The 18,063-nt window shown below is 75.8% G+C and carries 16 protein-coding genes; 6 read left to right on the top strand and 10 right to left on the bottom strand.

The genetic code is table 11. The features are described from left to right. Positions 1-121: 121 nt before the first annotated feature. Positions 122-583, bottom strand: coding sequence for a hypothetical protein (locus POF43_RS21270; RefSeq protein WP_271314514.1), 462 nt, complete (start codon positions 581-583; stop codon positions 122-124). Then, positions 580-1,158, bottom strand: a complete 579-nt coding sequence (locus POF43_RS21265; protein WP_271323354.1) for an ATP-binding protein — start codon at positions 1,156-1,158, stop codon at positions 580-582. Before POF43_RS21265 ends, POF43_RS21270 begins: the two co-directional genes overlap by 4 nt. 197 nt (positions 1,159-1,355) lie before the next feature. On the opposite strand from POF43_RS21265, the gene POF43_RS21260 reads away from it, so the two are divergent. Further along, complete coding sequence (locus tag POF43_RS21260) at positions 1,356-1,889, top strand: acyl-CoA thioesterase (RefSeq protein ID WP_271314516.1); 534 nt, start codon at positions 1,356-1,358, stop codon at positions 1,887-1,889. Between the two features lie 154 nt (positions 1,890-2,043). After that, positions 2,044-2,853: a hypothetical protein gene (locus POF43_RS21255; RefSeq protein ID WP_271323353.1), complete on the top strand. Its 810-nt coding sequence runs from the start codon at positions 2,044-2,046 to the stop codon at positions 2,851-2,853. 186 nt (positions 2,854-3,039) lie between these two features. Here POF43_RS21255 and POF43_RS21250 read toward each other — a convergent pair whose 3' ends face one another. Then, positions 3,040-4,521, bottom strand: coding sequence for an LCP family protein (locus tag POF43_RS21250; RefSeq protein ID WP_271323352.1), 1,482 nt, complete (start codon positions 4,519-4,521; stop codon positions 3,040-3,042). A 385-nt stretch (positions 4,522-4,906) separates the two neighbouring features. On the opposite strand from POF43_RS21250, the gene POF43_RS21245 reads away from it, so the two are divergent. Then, complete coding sequence (locus POF43_RS21245; protein WP_271317589.1) at positions 4,907-5,953, top strand: glycosyltransferase family 2 protein; 1,047 nt, start codon at positions 4,907-4,909, stop codon at positions 5,951-5,953. 106 nt (positions 5,954-6,059) lie between these two features. Here POF43_RS21245 and POF43_RS21240 read toward each other — a convergent pair whose 3' ends face one another. The 4 genes from POF43_RS21240 to POF43_RS21225 all read right to left on the bottom strand — a co-directional run bounded on the left by POF43_RS21240 (position 6,060) and on the right by POF43_RS21225 (position 11,052). Then, complete coding sequence (locus tag POF43_RS21240) at positions 6,060-7,715, bottom strand: LCP family protein (RefSeq protein ID WP_271324634.1); 1,656 nt, start codon at positions 7,713-7,715, stop codon at positions 6,060-6,062. A gap of 278 nt (positions 7,716-7,993) precedes the next feature. Next, on the bottom strand, positions 7,994-8,401 hold the full coding sequence (locus tag POF43_RS21235; RefSeq protein ID WP_271324635.1) for an LCP family glycopolymer transferase: 408 nt from the start codon (positions 8,399-8,401) through the stop codon (positions 7,994-7,996). A gap of 141 nt (positions 8,402-8,542) precedes the next feature. Then, positions 8,543-9,754 (bottom strand): LCP family protein, encoded by a 1,212-nt coding sequence (locus tag POF43_RS21230; RefSeq protein WP_271324636.1) that lies wholly within the window; start codon positions 9,752-9,754, stop codon positions 8,543-8,545. Between the two features lie 545 nt (positions 9,755-10,299). After that, positions 10,300-11,052 (bottom strand): TIGR03089 family protein, encoded by a 753-nt coding sequence (locus POF43_RS21225; RefSeq protein WP_271325008.1) that lies wholly within the window; start codon positions 11,050-11,052, stop codon positions 10,300-10,302. A 213-nt stretch (positions 11,053-11,265) separates the two neighbouring features. Between POF43_RS21225 and POF43_RS21220 the strand changes: the two genes are divergently transcribed. After that, positions 11,266-12,735 carry a peptidoglycan recognition protein family protein gene (locus POF43_RS21220; RefSeq protein ID WP_271325009.1) on the top strand — a complete coding sequence of 490 codons (1,470 nt, stop codon included), beginning with the start codon at positions 11,266-11,268 and terminating at the stop codon, positions 12,733-12,735. 84 nt (positions 12,736-12,819) lie between these two features. Beyond that, a complete protein-coding gene (locus POF43_RS21215) occupies positions 12,820-13,743 on the top strand; it encodes a DNA-3-methyladenine glycosylase family protein (RefSeq protein WP_271325010.1) in 924 nt (307 codons plus the stop codon). A 122-nt stretch (positions 13,744-13,865) separates the two neighbouring features. Here POF43_RS21215 and POF43_RS21210 read toward each other — a convergent pair whose 3' ends face one another. The 3 genes from POF43_RS21210 to POF43_RS21200 all read right to left on the bottom strand — a co-directional run bounded on the left by POF43_RS21210 (position 13,866) and on the right by POF43_RS21200 (position 16,946). Further along, positions 13,866-15,185, bottom strand: a complete 1,320-nt coding sequence (locus tag POF43_RS21210) for a coenzyme F420-0:L-glutamate ligase (protein WP_271325011.1) — start codon at positions 15,183-15,185, stop codon at positions 13,866-13,868. A gap of 293 nt (positions 15,186-15,478) precedes the next feature. Continuing rightward, positions 15,479-16,438, bottom strand: a complete 960-nt coding sequence (gene cofD, locus POF43_RS21205; protein WP_271315015.1) for a 2-phospho-L-lactate transferase — start codon at positions 16,436-16,438, stop codon at positions 15,479-15,481. 13 nt (positions 16,439-16,451) lie between these two features. Beyond that, positions 16,452-16,946: a cysteine dioxygenase gene (locus POF43_RS21200; protein WP_271324782.1), complete on the bottom strand. Its 495-nt coding sequence runs from the start codon at positions 16,944-16,946 to the stop codon at positions 16,452-16,454. 763 nt (positions 16,947-17,709) lie between these two features. On the opposite strand from POF43_RS21200, the gene POF43_RS21195 reads away from it, so the two are divergent. Further along, on the top strand, positions 17,710-17,973 hold the full coding sequence (locus POF43_RS21195; RefSeq protein WP_271315014.1) for a WhiB family transcriptional regulator: 264 nt from the start codon (positions 17,710-17,712) through the stop codon (positions 17,971-17,973). Positions 17,974-18,063 lie beyond the last annotated feature (90 nt).

Genomic DNA, 18,063 nt, shown 5'->3' with positions numbered 1-18,063 from the left:
AGCCCGTGTACCGGCCGGTGGTTGCGTTGCGTATCGACCTGTATGCGGATCGTGATTCGCGTACGGCGCGGTGATTCGGCCCGGGGGCGGGCGTGCGTCCCGGTCGGGGGACCGGCTCGCGTCAGACGTCCTCGCGGGCCACCGCTGTCGTGCCCAGGCGCAGCCGGGCCCCGCGCAGGTAGGACGCCACGGTGTCCGGCGGCGCGCAGCGCGGCAGCGGATCGAGGCCGGCGACCAGCGCGACCGGTCCGCCGCCGGCCACGAACGCGGCCCACTGCGGGCCGACGGCCAACTCCACCAGGTACGCGCAGTCGTCGAGCCGCAACCGCGCGTGCGCGCCGTCGACGGATATCCGGTCGCCGACGTACGGCATCCGGTCCGCCGGCTCGGCCAGCCGCAGCGCCCGCGCGAACGACCGCGCCCCGTCGCCGCCTTCGGGATGCGCGGCCAGCACCACCGCTATCCGCCCGATCGCGGTCGTCTCCAGCCAGGTGTACGTCGCCAGCGCGTTGATGCCCTCGCGGGTCAGCTCCGGCAACGGCGTCAGCGGCGTCTGCGGCGTCAGCGGAGTCTGCGGCGTCACGCGTGCCTCCCGCGGTTGGTTCCGCCGGGGGTTCCGCCGTCGGTGCCGGCGGTGGTCGGGCCGCCGGTGTCTTCGCCGGTCAGGCCGCCGATCGGGTCACCGGTCCCGTCGGCGGAGTGCGCGCGGTCGCGGTGCGGTGCGGCGGGGGAGTGGTCGTCGTCGGCGTGCAGCGTGAACCAGACCTCCTTGCCGCCGGGCACCGGCAGCGCGCCCCACGCGTCGACCGTCCCGCCGAGCAGGAACAGGCCGCGGCCGCGCCGCGACAGGTGGCCTGGTTCGCCCGCCACCGGCAGCCGAGGCTCCCGGTCGATGACGGAAATCCGGATGCCACGGGTGATTCCGCGCATGGTCAGCTCGCACTCCGGGGACCGGGCGTGCTTGTGGACGTTGCTGAGTAATTCGGTCACGCACATCGCGGCCGGGAGCGTCAGCTCCTCGCGGCCCCAGGCGCGCAGCCGGGCGCGTACGGCGCGGCGTACCTCGTGCAGCCCGTGCGGCTCGGCGCGCAGCGTCCAGCGGCACTCGGGGGCGCCGGCGTGCGCCGGCGCCGCGGTCGGGGGGACTTGCGGCTTCATGACCTCAACGATTCTCGCCGTAGAACCGGCGTGACCTGGGATTCCCTCGCTACCACCCTCAGGGGTGACCGGCTCCCCGGGCGGGCGCCGGGGCGAAGACGGGTGCCCAACGCCGACTCGCCCCGCTACGGCGGTACTTGACCGGTCAGGTGAAGCATTACCACAGGGGTCCGGTACGGCGGGATTAATCTGGGCCCATGAACGAGCCGCTGCCCGGACCGCCCGCGAAGCCCAACTCGGCCTCCCGCGTGACGTTGTCGCACATCATGACCAACCAGCACACCAACCTGCTGGGCACCGTGCACGGCGGCGTGGTGATGAAGCTGGTCGACGACGCCGCCGGGGCGGTCGCCGGACGGCACTCCGAGGGCCCGGCGGTGACCGGCGCGATGGACGAGATGGCGTTCCTCGAACCGGTGCGGGTCGGCGACCTGCTCAAGGTCGACGCGCAGGTCAACTGGACCGGCCGCAGCTCCATGGAGATCGGGGTGCGCGTCTCGGCGGAGCGGTGGAACGAGTCCGGTCCCTCCACCCATGTGGCCAGCGCCTACCTGGTCTTCGTGGCGGTCGACGCGGCCGGCCACCCGCGCGAGGTGCCGGCGGTGCTCGCCGAGAACGACCAGGACCGCCAGCGGTTCGACGAGGCGCAGATCCGCCGCACCCACCGGCTGGCCCGCCGCCGCGCCATCAAGGACCTGCGCGACGAACGCGGCACCGCGCAGGACGACTGACCTCCGGCGGGCCTGCCGACTCCCCGGCCGCCACGCGGGGGACACCGGTGGGCCAGGACGGTGGGCGGCGCCACCGTCCCGATTGGCGGAACGCGGTACGACATATGCCTAACGGCGACCGGGCGTGTCTCCGCGCCCCGATGAGAGGAACGTCATGCACCGCACCACCGCAGGCACGTTCGCCGTGCTCGCCGCAGCCGGCCTCGGCCTCGCGCTTCCGGCCACCGCCCAGGCGGCCCCGGCGGCCCGCACCTGCCCGTCGGGCTGGGCCCCCGGATTCGCGCTGAACAACCAGGGCCTCTTCCAGGCCTGCGTGGTCGCCGACAAGACCGCCAAACCGGCGCTGACCGACGAGCAGCTCATCCCGGCCGAACTCCTCCACCCGGCGCTGCCGGCCAAGCCGGCCAAGCCGGCAGTGCCGGCGAAGCCCTTGAGCCCGGCGAAGCCGGCGAAGCCCGCCAAGCATCTGACCCCGGCGAAGCCGGCGAAGCATCTGACCCCGGCGAAGCCCGCCAAGCATCTGACCCCGGCGAAGCCGGCGAAGCACCTGATGCCGGCCAAGCCCGCGAAGCATCTGACTCCGGCGAAGCCCGCCAAGCACCTGACTCCGGCGAAGCCCGCGGTGCCGGTGAAGCACCTGATGCCGGCCAAGCCGGTGAAGCACCTGATGCCGGCCAAGCCCGCCAAGCACCTGATGCCGGCCAAGCCCGTGAAGCACCTGATGCCGGCCAAGCCCGTGAAGCACCTGGCCCCGGCCAAGCCGGCGAAGCCCGCGCACCGCCTGACCCCGGCCAAGCCCGCGATGCCGGTGAAGCACCTGGCCCCGGCCAAGCCCGCGAAGCCCGTGCACCGCCTGGCCCCGGCCAAGCCCACGGCGCCGATGAAGCACCTCACCCCCGCCAAGCCCGCGGCGCCGGCCAAGGCCGCGCACCCGGCGCAGTCGGCCGTGAGCCACGTGGGCTGAGCCTTCCCGCCCCAGCGGCCGAGCGGGCCGCCCCTGCGCTGCGGGGGCCGGCCCGCTCACGCGTGTCCGGCGCCGCCCCGCCGGTCCGGTCGGCACCGGACAGGGTTCCTCCGGGCCGCCGGACGGCCGGTGCGGCGCCCACGCCGGTCCCGCACGCGGCCGGTCCGGCCGCCCCCCGTACCCGCCCTACGGGCACAGCTCGCTGTCGCCGGTGACCGCGCCGGCGACCCCGGCGCCGGCTCCGGGCTCCGGCGCGGCGGGCGCGTACCGCACGGGGGCGACCGGCGAGCGGCCGGTGCCGAGGGCGACGCGCAGGACGCCGCCGAGCAGGGGGACGCGGCGGACGGTGGAGCCGGGCAGCGCGGCGGCCAGTGAGCGGGCGGAGCGGTCCCAGCGCGGGTCGTAGGAGATGACGGTGCGCGCGCCGCCGGACGTGGCGACCGCGGGCACCCGGCGCACCGCGGACGGCGGGCGGACGGCGAACCCCTCCGCGAGCAGCGTGACCGCCGTGCGGCGTACCGCGTCGTGGTCGGCGCCGGTGACCACGACGCGTACCGCGTGCGGGTCCACCGGCACCGGGGTGCCGGGCGCGGCACGGTGCGACCCGGTGGCGGAACGGCCGGCGGTGAGCGGGCGGTCGGCGCGGATCGCGGCGAACAGCCGGTCGGCCTGCGGGCGGTCCCAGGTGACCGCGGCGCCGGCGCCGGGCAGCCGGCGGTCGAGGTCGGCCACCGGCACCGAGGTGAACTCCGACGAGCCGGGCGTGAAGTCCCGTACCGCTTCGGCGAGATGGATCAGGTCGGCGGGGTCCAGGCCGGTGTCGGCGCGGATCGAGCCCAGGGTGGTCCGCACGGTGCCGGCCAGCTTGACCGGGTCGAGCAGCAGGCCGGTGGAGGTCGCGCGGTGCACGACCTCGGCCAGGAACTTCTGCTGGCGGCGCATCCGGCCCAGGTCGGCGGTGCCGTCGAGATAGCGGGCCCGCACGTACTCCAGCGCCCGGCCGCCGTTGAGGACGGTGGTGCCGGCCGGCAGGTCGAGGCCGGACTTCGCGTCGCGCAACGGCACCTCGGTGCACACCGGCACGCCGCCGAGCGCGTCGACGGTCTTCATGAAGCCGGCGAAGTCCCACTCCAGGTAGTGGTCGACGTGCACGCCGGTCAGGTGCTCCACGGTGGCCACCGCCAGCCGCGGACCGCCTTGCTGGTAGGCGGAGTTGAGCTTGGTGATCCGCGCCGGGCGGCCGTCGCCGGCCGGCAGCCGCACCTCGGTGTCGCGCGGCACGCTCACCACCGACAGCCGCGAGCGGTCCTGGGACAGGTGGGCCAGCATGACCGTGTCGGTGCAGTGGCAGGGGGCGCCGCCGAGCCGGTAGCGGGCGCTTTCGGCCCCGGTGAGGTGGTCGCGGTCGTCGGTGCCGACCAGCAGGAAGTTCTCCCCGAGGCTCTTGGGCGGCCGGTTGTCCAGCCCGGCGAACGCGTCCACCCGGCCGATGCCGCCGCCGACGCCCTCCATCGCCACGTTGACCAGCCCGCTGGTGGTCAGCACCGCCAGCGAGACCGCGCCGGCGATCCGCCGGGCCCGGTGCGTCCGGTGGCGGCGGCGCGCGCCCGGCCGTCGCCGGCGGCCGGCGGACACGGCACGCGGGGTCCGGCGGGCTGGCTGGGGCATGGCGGGCACCTCCGTCACGCGCACGGTCGGCCGGTGGGTCGGTGGGCCGGGGGCCGCACACGGACGAACGAATGCGCATACAAGCGGCATAAAGGATCATCAGGCTAGCCGTACCCCCCGGACCGCCCCCGCCCCCACGCCGGACCACCCACCGCCGGCCACCCGCCCGGACCCGCCGCCCCCCGCGGCCCCCGCGCCCCCGCGCTCCGCGGCCCCCGCGCCGAACCCCGCGCCCCCGCACTCCGCGGCCCCCGCGCCGCCGCACTCCGCGGCCCCCGCGTCGAACCCCGCGCCGCCCCCGTCGGCCCCCGAACCGTGCCCACCGGAGCCCGCACCGGCGCCCGGGGCGCGGGGGGCCGGCGCGTTCGCGGTAACGTGTCCGCCGATGAACGCCGACCAGACCCCCGCCGAGGCCCCCGGCCTCCCCGCCGTTTCGGTGATCATGCCGGTGCTCAACGAGGAGCGGCATCTGCGCGAGTCCGTCACCCGAGTCCTCCAGCAGGAGTACGCCGGTGAGCTGGAAGTCGTGATCGCCCTGGGCCCGTCCACCGACCGTACCGACGAGATCGCCGCGCGGCTGGTCGCCGAGGACCCGCGGGTGCACACCGTGCCCAACCCGACCGGCCGCACCCCCGCCGCGCTGAACGCCGCCATCAAGGCCTCGCGTCACCCCGTGGTGGTCCGGGTCGACGGCCACGGCATGCTCTCGCCGAACTACATCGCCACCGCCGTGCGCCTGCTGGACGAGACCGGCGCGGCCAACGTCGGCGGCATCATGCACGCCGAGGGCGAGAACGCCTGGGAGCGCGCGGTCGCCGCCGCGATGACCGCGAAGATCGGGGTGGGCAACGCCGCCTTCCACACCGGCGGCCGGGCCGGCGAGGCCGAGACCGTCTACCTCGGCGTCTTCCGCCGCGAGGTGCTGGACCGGCTCGGCGGCTACAACGAGGAGTTCATCCGCGCCCAGGACTGGGAGCTGAACTTCCGCATCCGCGAGTCCGGCCGCCGGATCTGGTTCTCGCCGGAGCTGAAGGTCTCCTACCGGCCGCGGCCCAACGTGCGCGAACTGGCCAAGCAGTACCGCAACTACGGCCGCTGGCGGCACGTGGTGGCCCGGTTCCACTCCGGGTCGATCAACCTGCGCTACCTCGCCCCGCCGGCCGCCGTGCTGGCGATCGTGGCGGGCGTGCTGGTCGGCGTGCTGGTCCACCCGATCGGCTTCGTCGTCCCGGTCGGCTACGTGGCGGGCATCGTGCTCGGGTCGCTGCCGGCCGGCAAGGGCCTGGACCTCGGCGCCCGGCTGCGGATCCCGGTGGCGCTGGCGACCATGCACATGACGTGGGGCTGGGGCTTCCTGACCAGCCCGAAGTCGCTGGCCAGGAAGGTCATCGCCAGCCGCCGCCCGGCCGTCGCGCCGGAAGCGGCGGTCTGACCCCGGCCGTCACGCCGTCGTCGTACCGCGCCGTCACGCCGCGCCGCCATACAGAGTCGTACCGCGCCGTCGTACCGAGTCGTGCCGCGCCGCCCCCTGCGGGCCCTCACCACTGGTAGGGCCCGTAGACGTCCATGCAGGCGTGGGTGTCGGAACCGTTGAGGCTGTCGGACCCGGCCGGGACCTGGCCGGCCGGCGGCACGGTGGCCGCGTAGTCGGTGCCGGTCGTCCAGTCCGCGCCGACGGTCACCGTCACCGCCGTCGCCGTGCCCGACGCCTTCACCGCGCTCGCCGGTATGTGCAGCGCGCCGGCCACCGCGGTGGCGTCCGCCAGGCCCTGCGCGCCGGTGGCGGCCGGGAAGGTCACCGTGGTGCCGGCCGACGCGGCCAGCGCCTGACTGGTCACCGCCCGGGCGAAGCCGCGGGCCGTCAGCGCCGCGGTGATCGCCGATCCCCGCCCGGCCACCGCCCGTTCCTGGGCGCCGCCGGTGCCGTTCACCACGGTCACCGCGATCGACGCGTCCGGATGGGCCGGCGGTCCCGACGGGGTGGCCGTCGCGCTCGTGCCGGGCACCACCGTCTTCGAACCGTCGAACGGCACGTCGTTGCGGAGCATCGACCACAGCTTGCCGGCCGGCCGCGTGTCGGGCACCAGGTGCGCCTGCGGGTCCTGCGGATCGGGGACCGTCGGCATGGTTGCCATGGTGATCGCGTCCGGCGAGACGTCCTTCAGCTGCTGGGCCAGGCCGTAGAGCTTGTCGACGGTGCCGATCTCGCTGGAGACCACGATCGACCGGGTCGCGGTGTCCGCCAGCCCCATCAGCCGGGTCGGGTCGGTGAAGACGTCCTGGGCGCGCAACTCCCGCAGCATCGACGCCAGATACATGTGCTGCGCCTGCGCCCGGCCCAGGTCGCTGCCGAACGCGTCCCGGGTGCGCAGCCACTGCAACGCCTGCTTGCCGGTGATCCGGTGGGTGCCGGCCGTCAGCTTCAGGCCGGAACCGCCGTGCGGTATCGCCAGGGTCGGGTGGTCCCAGATGTTCTCCTTGACGCACACGTCGACGCCGCCGACCGCGTCGGCCATCTTCACCACGCCCGCGAAGTCCACCTCCATCCAGTGGTCGATGTAGACCCCGGTGAGGTTCTCCCAGGTCGCCAGCGTGCAGCCGGGACCGCCGCGGGACAGCGAGGCGTTGATGATCGTCTCGACCGGCGGATAGACCTGGCCGCTCTTCGGGTCGACGCAGCGCGGTATGTCCACCCGGGTGTCGCGCGGGATGCTCACCAGCGCCGCGTGCCGCCGGTCGGCGGAGACGTGCAGCAGCATCTCGACGTCGGCGCGCGCCGGACCCCCGGCGTTCTCCCGCGCGCCGCCCAGCGCCACGTCGTCCGCGCTGTCCCGGCTGTCCGAGCCGATCAGCAGGATGTTCAACGGGGTCTGCCCTGCCGCGTTCGGCTTGGCGGGACGCACGAACGTATGGCCGCTGCTGCGCTCGCCCTTGCGGATGTTGTGGTTCAGGTGCCGGTAGTACGCGTAGCCGGCCCCGGCCGTCGCCAGCAGCAGCACCGCGACCCCCAGCGACACCCACTTCAGCACCCGCCGGCCGCGGCGCCGCCGGCGGGCCGGCACGGCGGCCGGCCCGGCCGGCACGTCGGCGGTCGGCGTGCCGGGGATCGGCTGTCCGGGCGCGTCCGGCACCGCCTGGCGCGCGTCGCCGGGTATGCCGGGTATGCCGCCCCTCCGCGCGGGAGTGTCGAACATCAAGCCTCCAGGGTGTCAACCTGTACGACCACTGACACCCGGAAGGGGTTGCATGGGGAGGATCGTGTTGCCCGTTACAGCGCGATGATCGGTTCATCCGTTCATCGCCCCGGAACCCGGCGCCCCCTCATGCGAACGGCGCCCCCTCACGCGAACGGGCTCCCTCTCACGCGGACGGTTCCCGTGACGCGGCGGGTTCTTCCCGCGTGCACGGTCCCGACGTGCACGGTCCCGACGTGGCCGGTCCCGACGTGCACGGTCCCGACGTGGCCGGGTCCTTACGTGGACGGGCCCCGGAGGATGCTCATCGCGGTCGCCCCGCCCCAGCCGGGCGCGACGTGCGCCAGGACCGCGGTGTCCGGGTGGTGGCTGGTGTCCCCGTACCGCCGGCCCGGGCCGATGCGGCTGTCGGTGCCGATCAGCAGGATGTTCAACGGGCCGGTGGCCACCGCGGCCCGCCCGGCGCCGGTGGCGGCCCGGACGGTGTGCGGGGCGCGGTCGGGACCGCGGTGGACCAGGAAGCCGCCGACCCCGCCGGCCGCCAGGACGAACCCCAGCGCCCCGGCGCCCCACACCAGCGGCCCCGGCCGCCCGCGCCGCGCCGCCCCCGGCCGCGCCGGCCGCCGCTTCCACCGCCGCAGGACGGCGTCCGGCACCCCCTGATCGGCGGGATCGATGTCTGGCACGCTCGCTGGCCTCCGTCGCTGCCGGGTCGTCGGGACTCGTCGGGACTCGTCGGACAGTCCAGCGCTTGACGGGCGTACGTGACAAATCGTGCGTTCCCCGGGGTGTCGCGCCGCCTCAGCGGGCCGCCGCCCGGACAACCGTCAGTGGGCCGCGCCGCAGACGCCGGCGGCCGTGGTGGATCCGGTGCCCGCCGTCGCGCCGGTCGACGGGCGCGGGGACGGCCGGCCGCCGCCGGGCGGGAGGCGGTCGGCGCGCAGCGCGGCGAACAGGTGGCCGGCCGCCGGCTGGAGCAGCTGGTCGCGGTCCCGGTCCGCCGTATAGGGCTCGCGCGGCACGGTCAGGAACCGGATCCGGCCGCTCGGGGTGTGCCGCAGGCTCGCCACCAGGTCGTAGAGCCGGCTCAGCGAGTCCAGCCCCGGGTCGGCCACCACCGACCGGGTCGCCGCGTCCAGCACGGGGTAGAGCCTGCCGGGGTTCAGCAGCACGCCGTCGGACTTGACCTTGGCGGCCAGCGCGGCCAGGAATTCCTGCTGGCGGCCGATCCGCTCGGTGTCGCTGCCGTCGCCGTCCACGTGCCGCGAGCGCACGAAGCCCAGCGCCTGGTCGCCGTCGAGCCGCTGCGTGCCGGCCCGCAGGTCCAGGTGCGCCCGCGGGTCCCGCATCGGCCGGCGCACGCACACCCGCACCCCGTCCACCGCGTCCACCACGTGCTTGAAGCCGGTGAAGTCGATGACCAGATGATGATCGACCCGCAGCCCGGTCATCCCTTCGACGGTCCGGATCACGCAGGCCGCGCCGCCGCGCTCGAACGCCGAGTTGAACTGCGCGGTCCCGGCCGGGCCGCCCGAGCCGCCGGCGCCCCCGCAGGCCGGCACCGGAACCATCAGGTCGCGCGGGATGCTCACCGCGGTCGCGCTGTGCCGTCCGCCGGCCAGGTGCAGCAGGATGACGGTGTCGGCCCGCTGGGTGCCGTTGTCGTGCCCGTACGCGCCGTTGGCGCCGGAGCGGCTGTCGGTGCCGATGACCAGGATGTTCTGCGAGCGGTGCGCGCTGGGCGGCGGGCGCTCGGCCGCGTGCCGTTCCAGCTCCGCCTCGGCCCCGGAGTCGGTGCGGATGTTGCCGTTCAGCCGCTCGAACACCACCCACCCGGCGCCGGCCACCACGAGCACCACCAGCCCCAGCGACAGCGCCAGCCACCGCCCCCAGTGCGCCCGCAGACGCCCGAGGCGACGGGATCGCCCGCCGCCGGAGCCCGTGCCGCGGTTCTCGGGGGTGCCGGGCGGGCCGTCGGGGCCGGGGGGCGGCGGCGTGCCGTCGTCCCCGTCGCGCGGCGGTCCCTCGGCGTGCCCCATACGGCCCCCAGCGGTGCGATCGGCGACTGGTCAGGTCCGTCGATCGTCGCCCCGGACGGTGCCGGGGGCGACGCCGGACTGGGCCATCCGGGTGACCGGAGGCCGCCGGTGCCGGGGCTGACGGTGCCGGGGCCGCCGGTGCCGGGGCTGGTGGGGGAGCGGGGTGCGGGGGCAGTCCTGCTGGGTGGGCGGGGTGGCCGGGAGCGCCGGGCGCTGGCCGTACCGGGTGACCGGAGGGGCGGGCACCGGCCCTGCCGAGTGGCCGGAGGATCGGTGACCGGAGGAGTGGGCGGCGGCCCTGCCGGGTGACCGGAGGAACGAGCACCGGCCCTGCCCGGTGATCGGAGGATCGGTGACCGGAGGAGCGGGCGCCGGCCCTGCCCGGTGAACGGAGAAACCGGCGTCGGCCCTGCCCGGTGGCCGGAGGACCGGTGACCGGAGGAACGAGCACCGGCCCTGCCGGGGCACCGGAGGAGTGGGCGTCGGCCCTGCCCGGGCACCGGGGCAACGAGCACCGCCCCTCCCGGTGACCGCAGGAACCCGTGTCAGGCCTGGTGTGTGACGCGTTCGGCCTCCAGGCGCCGTTCCAGGCCGGCGTCGCCGAGCCGGTCCAGGTGCCGGCACAGCACCACGGAACCGCCGGCCGCCAGCGGTGCCAGCAGGCCGGTCGCCAGCCCCGGCCAGTCGCCGTAGCCGTCGCCGGACAGCAGGCGCGAGCCCGGACCGAGCCCGAGCGCGGCGGCCTCCTCGCGGGCCCGGGCGACCACCTGCGCACCGGACAGCACGCTCCCGTCCGGCAGTGCCAGCGCGTCCGCCTCCGGGTCCACCGGCGCGTACGGGCTGAAGCGGTCGCCCTGGCCGGGCACCTCGACCGCGTAGTCCGCGAACCCGTCGGGAACCGCCGGGAAGCGGCCGCCCAGCGGGCGCAGCGCCATCGCGATCCGCTCGCCGGAGCAGGCCCGCGCCGCCTCCAGGGTCTCCGGACCGCTGACCACCACGTCGGCGGCCGTCGGGTCGCCGCCCGGCGCCGCCGTCACCCCGACGGCGAAACAGGCCAGCAGCCAGGCGGCCGTCTGCCAGTGCGCCGGCAGCAGCAGCGCCACCCGGTCGCCGGGCTGGACGCCGAGGTCGTCCTGGAGGAGGTTCGCGGTCTTCGCCACCCAGTTGGCGAGGGTGGCGACCGACAGTTCCACCCGCTCCCCGGTGGCGTCGTCGTAGTACGTCAGCAGCGGCCGTCCCGGGTCGGCGGCCAGCGCGGATCGCAGGAAGTCGGCGGGGATCGCGGCGGTGTCGTTCACGCGGCAAGAGTACGGCCGGATGCCGCCGGACGGGTCGTCAGAAGCCGACGGGCCGTCACCTGACGATTCGCGGTATTCCTGTCGTATGTGCATATTTTGATCATGCGTGCCTTCCTTGCCACCACCGTCGCAGCCGCCTGCGCGTGCTCCGCCGCGCTCCTCCTTCGTCCGGCCTTTCCGGCTTCCGCGCCCGCAGCGGCGCGCATCCCCTCGGTGAGTGACGCGCAGGGCGCCGCCCGCTTCATCCCGCTGACCCCGCTGCCCGCCGGCGACGCCCCCCGCGCCCGGGGCGCCGTCGCGCCCGAGGGGCTCACCTCACGCGTCGTCAAGCCGTTCTCGATGCTGGGTGTCACCTGGGACGACGGCGGTACGGCCCTGCGCGGCGCCGTCCAGGTCCGCACCCGGTCCCTGGCCACCGGCGGCTGGTCGGGCTGGCGGGACCTGGAGGCCGGCGACGACCGGCCGGACACCGGGTCGGCGGAGGCCGCCGGCGGCGCCGTGCGCGGCGGGACCGCTCCGCTGTGGGTCGGCGACGCCGACGGCGTCCAGGTCCGCGTCACCCCGGACGGCGCCGTCGACCGGGTCGCCGGCACCCGGGCCCCCGCCCTGCCGCACGGCCTGCGCGTCGACCTCGTCGACCCCGGCACGGCCCCGGCCGGGACCGCCGCCGACCCCGGCCCGGCCTCCGACGCCACCCGGCGCTCCGCGGACGGTTCCGCCCCGGCCCGGGCCGCCGGCGATTCCGCCGGCGATTCCGCGGACGCGTCCCGTGACGATCCCCTGAGCGGGTCCGGAGACGACCCCGTGAGCGCGTCCGCAGGAGACTCCGCGAGCGACCCCGCAGGCGATGCCATGAGCGGTCCGGCCGACGACTCCGCGGGCGATCCGGCGCCCGACTCCCCGGGCGCTTCCGGCGACTCCGCAGGCGGCTCCGGCGACTCCCCAACCGGTTCCGGCGACGACCGGCGGGCCGGGCACGCCGCCCGGTACGACGACCCCGACGGGTCCGACGGCTGGGACGGCGGCGACCAGGGAGACCTCCCCGATGACGACGACCCCTACACCGACCCGGCCCCGCACACCGCGCCGCGCCCCGCCATCGTCAGCCGGGCCGGCTGGAAGGCGGACGAGTCGCTGCGCGAGACCGCCTTCGCCTACACCGGCACCACCAAGGCGGTCTTCGTCCACCACACCGCCACCAGCAACGACTACGCCTGCGCCGACGCACCGGCCATCGTGCGCGGCATCTACCGCTACCACGTGCGGGCCGAGGGCTGGCGGGACATCGGCTACAACTTCCTGATCGACAAGTGCGGCAGGATCTACGAGGGCCGGGCCGGCGGCGTCACCCGGGCCGTGCTGGGCGCCCACACCCTCGGCTTCAACACCGACACCACCGGCGTCGCGGTCATCGGCACGTTCACCAAGGCCAAGCCGTCCGCCGCCGCCGTCCGGGCGCTGGAACGGCTGGCCGCCTGGAAGCTCGGCCTCACCGGCGTCAACGCGGCCGGCCGCACCACCTTGACCTCGGCCGGCAGCAACAAGTACGCCCCCGGGGTCCGGGTGAGCCTCAACACCATCTCCGGCCACCGCGACGGCTTCACCACCGCCTGCCCCGGCACCAAGCTCTACGCCCAACTGCCCGCCGTCCGCCGCGCCGCCGCCGCCCTCCAGGGCCGCTGACCCCCGCCGCGGGCCGATCGCGCCGTCCGCCGCGCCGCCCGGACCGCCCGCCGGGGGTCCGGGCGGCCCGGTTAGGCTCACCGGGTGGAGACGGCAGCGGCCTTCGAAGGCACCCGGCACTGGACGCCGGACGGCCCGCTCGACCTCGCGCGCACCCTGGCGCCGCTCGGCCGCGGCCCCGGCGACCCGGCGTTCCGCGTCGCCGACGGCGCCGTGTGGCGCACCTGCCGCACCCCGGCCGGCCCCGGCACCCTGCGCGTCGCCCGCGCGGCCGGCGACCGGGTGACGGCCGGCGCGTGGGGCCCCGGCGGCGCCTGGCTGCTCGACGCGCTGCCCGCGCTGCTCGGCGCCGCCGACGACCCCGCCGCCTTCCGGCCCCGGCACCGGCTGCTGCACGAGGCGCACCGCCGGCACCCCGGGCTGCGGCTGACCCGCACCGGCCGGGTGCTGGAGTCCCTCATCCCGTCCGTGCTGGAGCAGAAGGTCACCTCCGACGAGGCCTACCGCGCCTGGCGCCTGCTGCTGCACCGGTACGGCGAGACCGCGCCCGGACCGCTGCCCGGCCTGAAGGTCGTGCCGGACGCCCGCACCTGGGCGCTGATCCCGTCCTGGGAGTGGCACCGGGCCGGCGTCGATTACCGGCGGGCCGGCACCATCGTGCGCGCCGCCCGGGTGGCCGAACGCATGGAGGAGGCCGCCGGGATGACCCCCGAGGACGCCGCCGCCCGCCTCACCCTGATCCCCGGCATCGGCCCGTGGACCGCCGCCGAGACGGTGCAACGCAGCCACGGCGCCCCGGACGCCGTCACCACCGGCGACCTCCACCTGCCCCACCACGTCGGCCACGCCCTCACCGGCGCCCCGCGCACCGACGACGCGGCCATGCTCGAACTCCTCGCCCCCTACGCCGGCCAGCGGCACCGCGCCACCCGCCTGATCCTGCTCACCGCCCCCGGCCCGCCGCGCCGCGCCCCCCGCTTCGCCCCGAACGACATCCGCCACATCTGACGGCACGCCCGACGGCACGCCCGACAGCGTGGGGCCGGCCGGGGCGACGGCCACCGGCACCGCCGTTCAGCGCGCGAGCGTGAAGTACCGCCGTTCAGCGCGCGAGCACGAAGCACCGCCGGTCAGCGCACGACGACGAAGTCCCGCGCCGGCCGGTCGGCGCGCGGGGGCGGCGGGGCGGCCGGGCGGCCCACCGCGATCGTGCCGAGGGGGTCCCAGGAGGCGGGCAGGTCCAGGGCGGCGCGCACCACGTCGCGGCAGAACATGCTGGAGGACACCCAGGCGGAGCCGAGGCGTTCGCCGGCCAGCGCGACCATGAGGTTCTGCACGGCGGCGCCGGCCGAGACCACGAACATCTCCCGCTCGGCAGCCGACCGCCGCGCGTCCGGGTAGTCGTGGGCACCGTCGGCCACCAGGCAGGGCACCACCAGGTACGGCGCCCGGCGCAGCACGTCGCCGCGCCGCAGCCGTTTGCCCACCGACGCCTCGGAGAAGCCGTCGCCGCGCAGGTCCGCCGCCCAGGCGTCCCGCATGGCGTCCAGCAGCCGGGTCCGGGCGGCCGGCGACTCCAGCAGCACGAAACGCCACGGGGTGGTGTGGTGCGGCGCCGGAGCGGTCAGCGCCGCGGCGACCGCCCGCCGCACCGCGCCCGGGTCGACCGGGTCGTCGGTGAACTCCCGCACCGTGCGCCGCCCGGTGACCGCCTGCCGTACCGCCTCCGAGGTGCCGAGCCGGAACATGTCGTCCGCCGCGCCGCGCGCCATCGACCGCGCCCCGGCGCCGTCGTCGTCCGCGTCGAGCACCGCGCCGGCCAGCCCGCGTACCACCGCCACCGGTACGCCCGACGCCTTGCCCTTGACCAGGTCGGCGGCGCCGGCCAGCTCGTCGGCCAGGGCGACCACCGTGGCGTTGAGCGGGTTGCCGTGGGTGTCGGTGCCGCCGCGCAGGTCGTCCAGGACCCGCAGGCCGGCGGCGCCGATCGCGATGTCGGTCAGCCCGCTGCGCCACGGGCGGCCCGAGGTGTCGGTGAGGACGACCGCGACCCGGACCCCGAGCGCGTCGCGCAGCCCGGCCCGCAGGCGGCGCGCGGAGGCGTCCGGGTCCTCGGGCAGCAGCAGCACGGTGCCGGCGGCGGTGTTGGACGCGTCGACACCGGCCGCCGCCATCACCAGGCCCTGCCGGTTCTCCACGATCCGCAGCGTGCCGCGCCGGGCGACCACCCGCACCGTCTCGGCGTCGATCGCCTCCTCGCGGTCGGTGGCGGCCATGATCCGCCCCTCCGCCTTGCTGACGATCTTCGAGGTGACCAGCACCACGTCGCCGTCGGCCAGGTCCGGCGCGGCGGCCGCGATCAGCGCGGCCAGGTCGTCGCCCGGCCGTACCTCCGCGATCCCCACCACCCCGCGCACCTCGAACGCGGCCGGCCCCCCGTCCTGCCGCACCCGTCCCGCCGCGCCACCGCGTGCGCCGCCGGGGGGCGCCGCTGGGGGCGTCGTGGCGGACGTCGTGGGGGAGGCCGCACGCTCGGCGCCGGGCGGGGTCGCGGGGGAGCGGTCCTCGCGTTCGACGCCGGCACGGGTCACCGCGGCAGGCCCTTCCCGTTCGTCGTCGGACGTCACCGGTGGCAGCGCCTCCCGTACGGCCCGCGCTTCGGCGGCGGACGTCACCGGCGACCGCTCTTCCCGTGCGTCCCGCACATCCCGTACGGCCCGCGCATCGCCGTCGGCGGACGCCGTCACGCGCGGACCTCCTCGGCCAGGGCCAGCGCCTCGCGGGCCATCGCGGTGGTCGCGGCGACGTCCGTCATCATCAGCGGGACCGCGCGGCAGCGGATGCCGGCCCGGTCGACCTCGGCGACCCGGTCGGCGTCGGCGGTGTCGACCAGCCAGCCGTCCAGCAGGCCCGAGCCGTAGTGCAGGGCGACCGCGGCGGCGTCCGCCTCGACGCCGACGGCGGCCAGCACCTTGTCGGCCATGCCGCGCACCGGCGCGCCGCCCACGATCGGGGACAGGCCCACCACCGGCACCCCGGCGTCCGCGATCGCCTCGCGGATGCCCGGCACCGCCAGGATGCTGCCGACGCTGACCACCGGGTTGGACGGCGGGAAGATCACGACGTCGGCGGCGGCGATCGCCTCGATGACGCCGGGGGCCGGCTTGGACTGCTCCGCGCCGACCGGCAGCACCGCCCGGGCGTCGGGACCGGCGTGCAGCCTGACCCAGTACTCCTGGAAGTGCACCGCCTTGCGGCCCTCGTCGGGGGTGTCGATGACGACGTGCGTCTCCACCCGGTCGTCGGTCATCGGGATCAGCCGCACCCCCGGCTGCCAGCGCGCGCACAACGCCTCGGTGACCGCGCTGAGCGGATAGCCCGCGGCGATCATCTGGGTGCGCACGATGTGGGTGGCGAAGTCCCGGTCGCCCAGGCCGAACCACTCCGGGCCCACCCCGTAGGCCGACAGCTCCTGCTTGACGGCGAACGACTCGTCGGCGCGGCCCCAGCCCTGTTCCTCGTGGATGCCGCCGCCGAGCGTGTACATCACCGTGTCCAGGTCAGGACACACCTTCAGCCCGAAGAGGTGGATGTCGTCACCGGTGTTGCCGATGACGGTGACCTCCGCTTCCGGGGCCGCCGCCTTGAGCCCGCGCAGGAACCGCGCGCCCCCGATACCGCCTGCCAGAACCACGATGCGCATGGGAGACAGTCTGTCAGGAGCTGCCGACCGCCGACCGGCCAGGCGCGGTGCAGGCCGGAAACGGTGTCATCTCGGTCAGACCCGGGAAATAAACGTGCACACTGATCGCCGGTTCGAGTGTGTCATTGACCACTTCGTGCACGTATCCGGGCACGAACACCCGCTGCGCGCCGGTCGTCAGCCGCCGTTCGGCCGCACCGGACGGGCCGGTGGCGTGCTCGGTCAGGCTGCCTCGAAGCACCGTCAGCACCCCGCTGGACGGCCCGTGGTCGTGCCGCCCGCTGCTCTGCCCCGGCAGCCAGCTCAGCAGCCACACCTCGTAGCCGGGACCGGTGCGCAGCCGGGCGTACCAGCGCGACAGCGCGTCGTAGCGCACCAGCGGCTCCCACGACGCCCGGTCGGCCGCCACGGAACGGGCCAGCCCGGCGAACTCCGCCACGGTCGCCGGGTGCTCGGGCACCGGCGGCAGCAGGTGCGGGAAGGCCAGCGGGTCGCCGGCGATCGAGATGTCGCAGTACGGCGAGTCGAGCCGCTCGGTCCCGGCGGCCGGCCCGGCCGGGGCGGTCGGCGCGGTCGGCGCGGTCAGGGCGGTACGGGCCGGTGCGGCCGGGGCGGTACGGGCGGTCTCAACGGCTGCGGGGGCGCGGTGCACGGGGGTTCCTCGTCATGGGGGAACGGGTGGAGGATCGCGCAGGGGGACGCTGCGCTGCGGCGGACCCGCGGACGACGGCAAGGCACGTCGGGAACGCGGACGCGGGGTGATGCGCGGGGAGACGGCTGCGGTCAGCGACAACAACAGCGACAGCGGAACGCGGCGACCGGCACGGCGGCACAGCGGAACTCGCGGCAGCGAGTCCGGGCGGGCACGTGGGTCGGCGACATGGGGCAAGCAGACCCGGTGGCGCGCGGCGATGTCAACCCCACAGGCGGTTTGCCCGAAAGGGTTCACCTGATCCGGTTGGGGTCGGTCATCGGAGGTTTGACCACCGCGGCGGCCGGATACACGCCGGAACGTTGCGCGAACTCCCCACGTCCTTACTGCACGGGAGGGGAAATCGGCGGCGCGGAGCCGCGGATGACCGCTGTCCTGGATTGGGATGATTTGCAGACTTTCCGCGCATCCTTGGTTCCGCAGGGTGAATAACGGACTCAATAGCAGAACCCGGCTTGACTGGCCCGGATGCACACACTTGTAATTTCACTCGTGTCGTTCACCGCTTCAACAGCCGGTGACGACGCACGGGGAAGCGACGGACGGACGAGGGGCGCGTATGACCGAGCAGTTCCAGTTGCTGCTGGCCGAGGACGCTGAAGAGGAACTCGGTTGGCAGGAGCGCGCCCTGTGCGCGCAGACCGACCCCGAGTCGTTCTTCCCCGAGAAGGGCGGTTCGACCCGGGAGGCCAAGAAGGTCTGCCTGGCCTGCGAGGTCCGCTCCGAATGCCTGGAGTACGCCCTCGCCAACGACGAACGCTTCGGCATCTGGGGCGGCCTGTCGGAGCGCGAACGCCGCCGGCTGAAGAAGGCCGCGATCTGACCCGCCCCCGCCCGCCGGGCCGGCCCCGGCACCCGGCGGCACCGCCCCGCGGACGGCCGGGCGGACCGCTGCCGCCGCTGAGCCGTTAGT

It is taken from the genome of Streptantibioticus silvisoli, assembly GCF_027947535.2.
Classification (GTDB): domain Bacteria; phylum Actinomycetota; class Actinomycetes; order Streptomycetales; family Streptomycetaceae; genus Streptantibioticus_C; species Streptantibioticus_C silvisoli.
The sequence above is the reverse complement of the archived record's forward strand: the minus strand, read 5'-3'. Positions and strand labels throughout refer to the sequence as shown.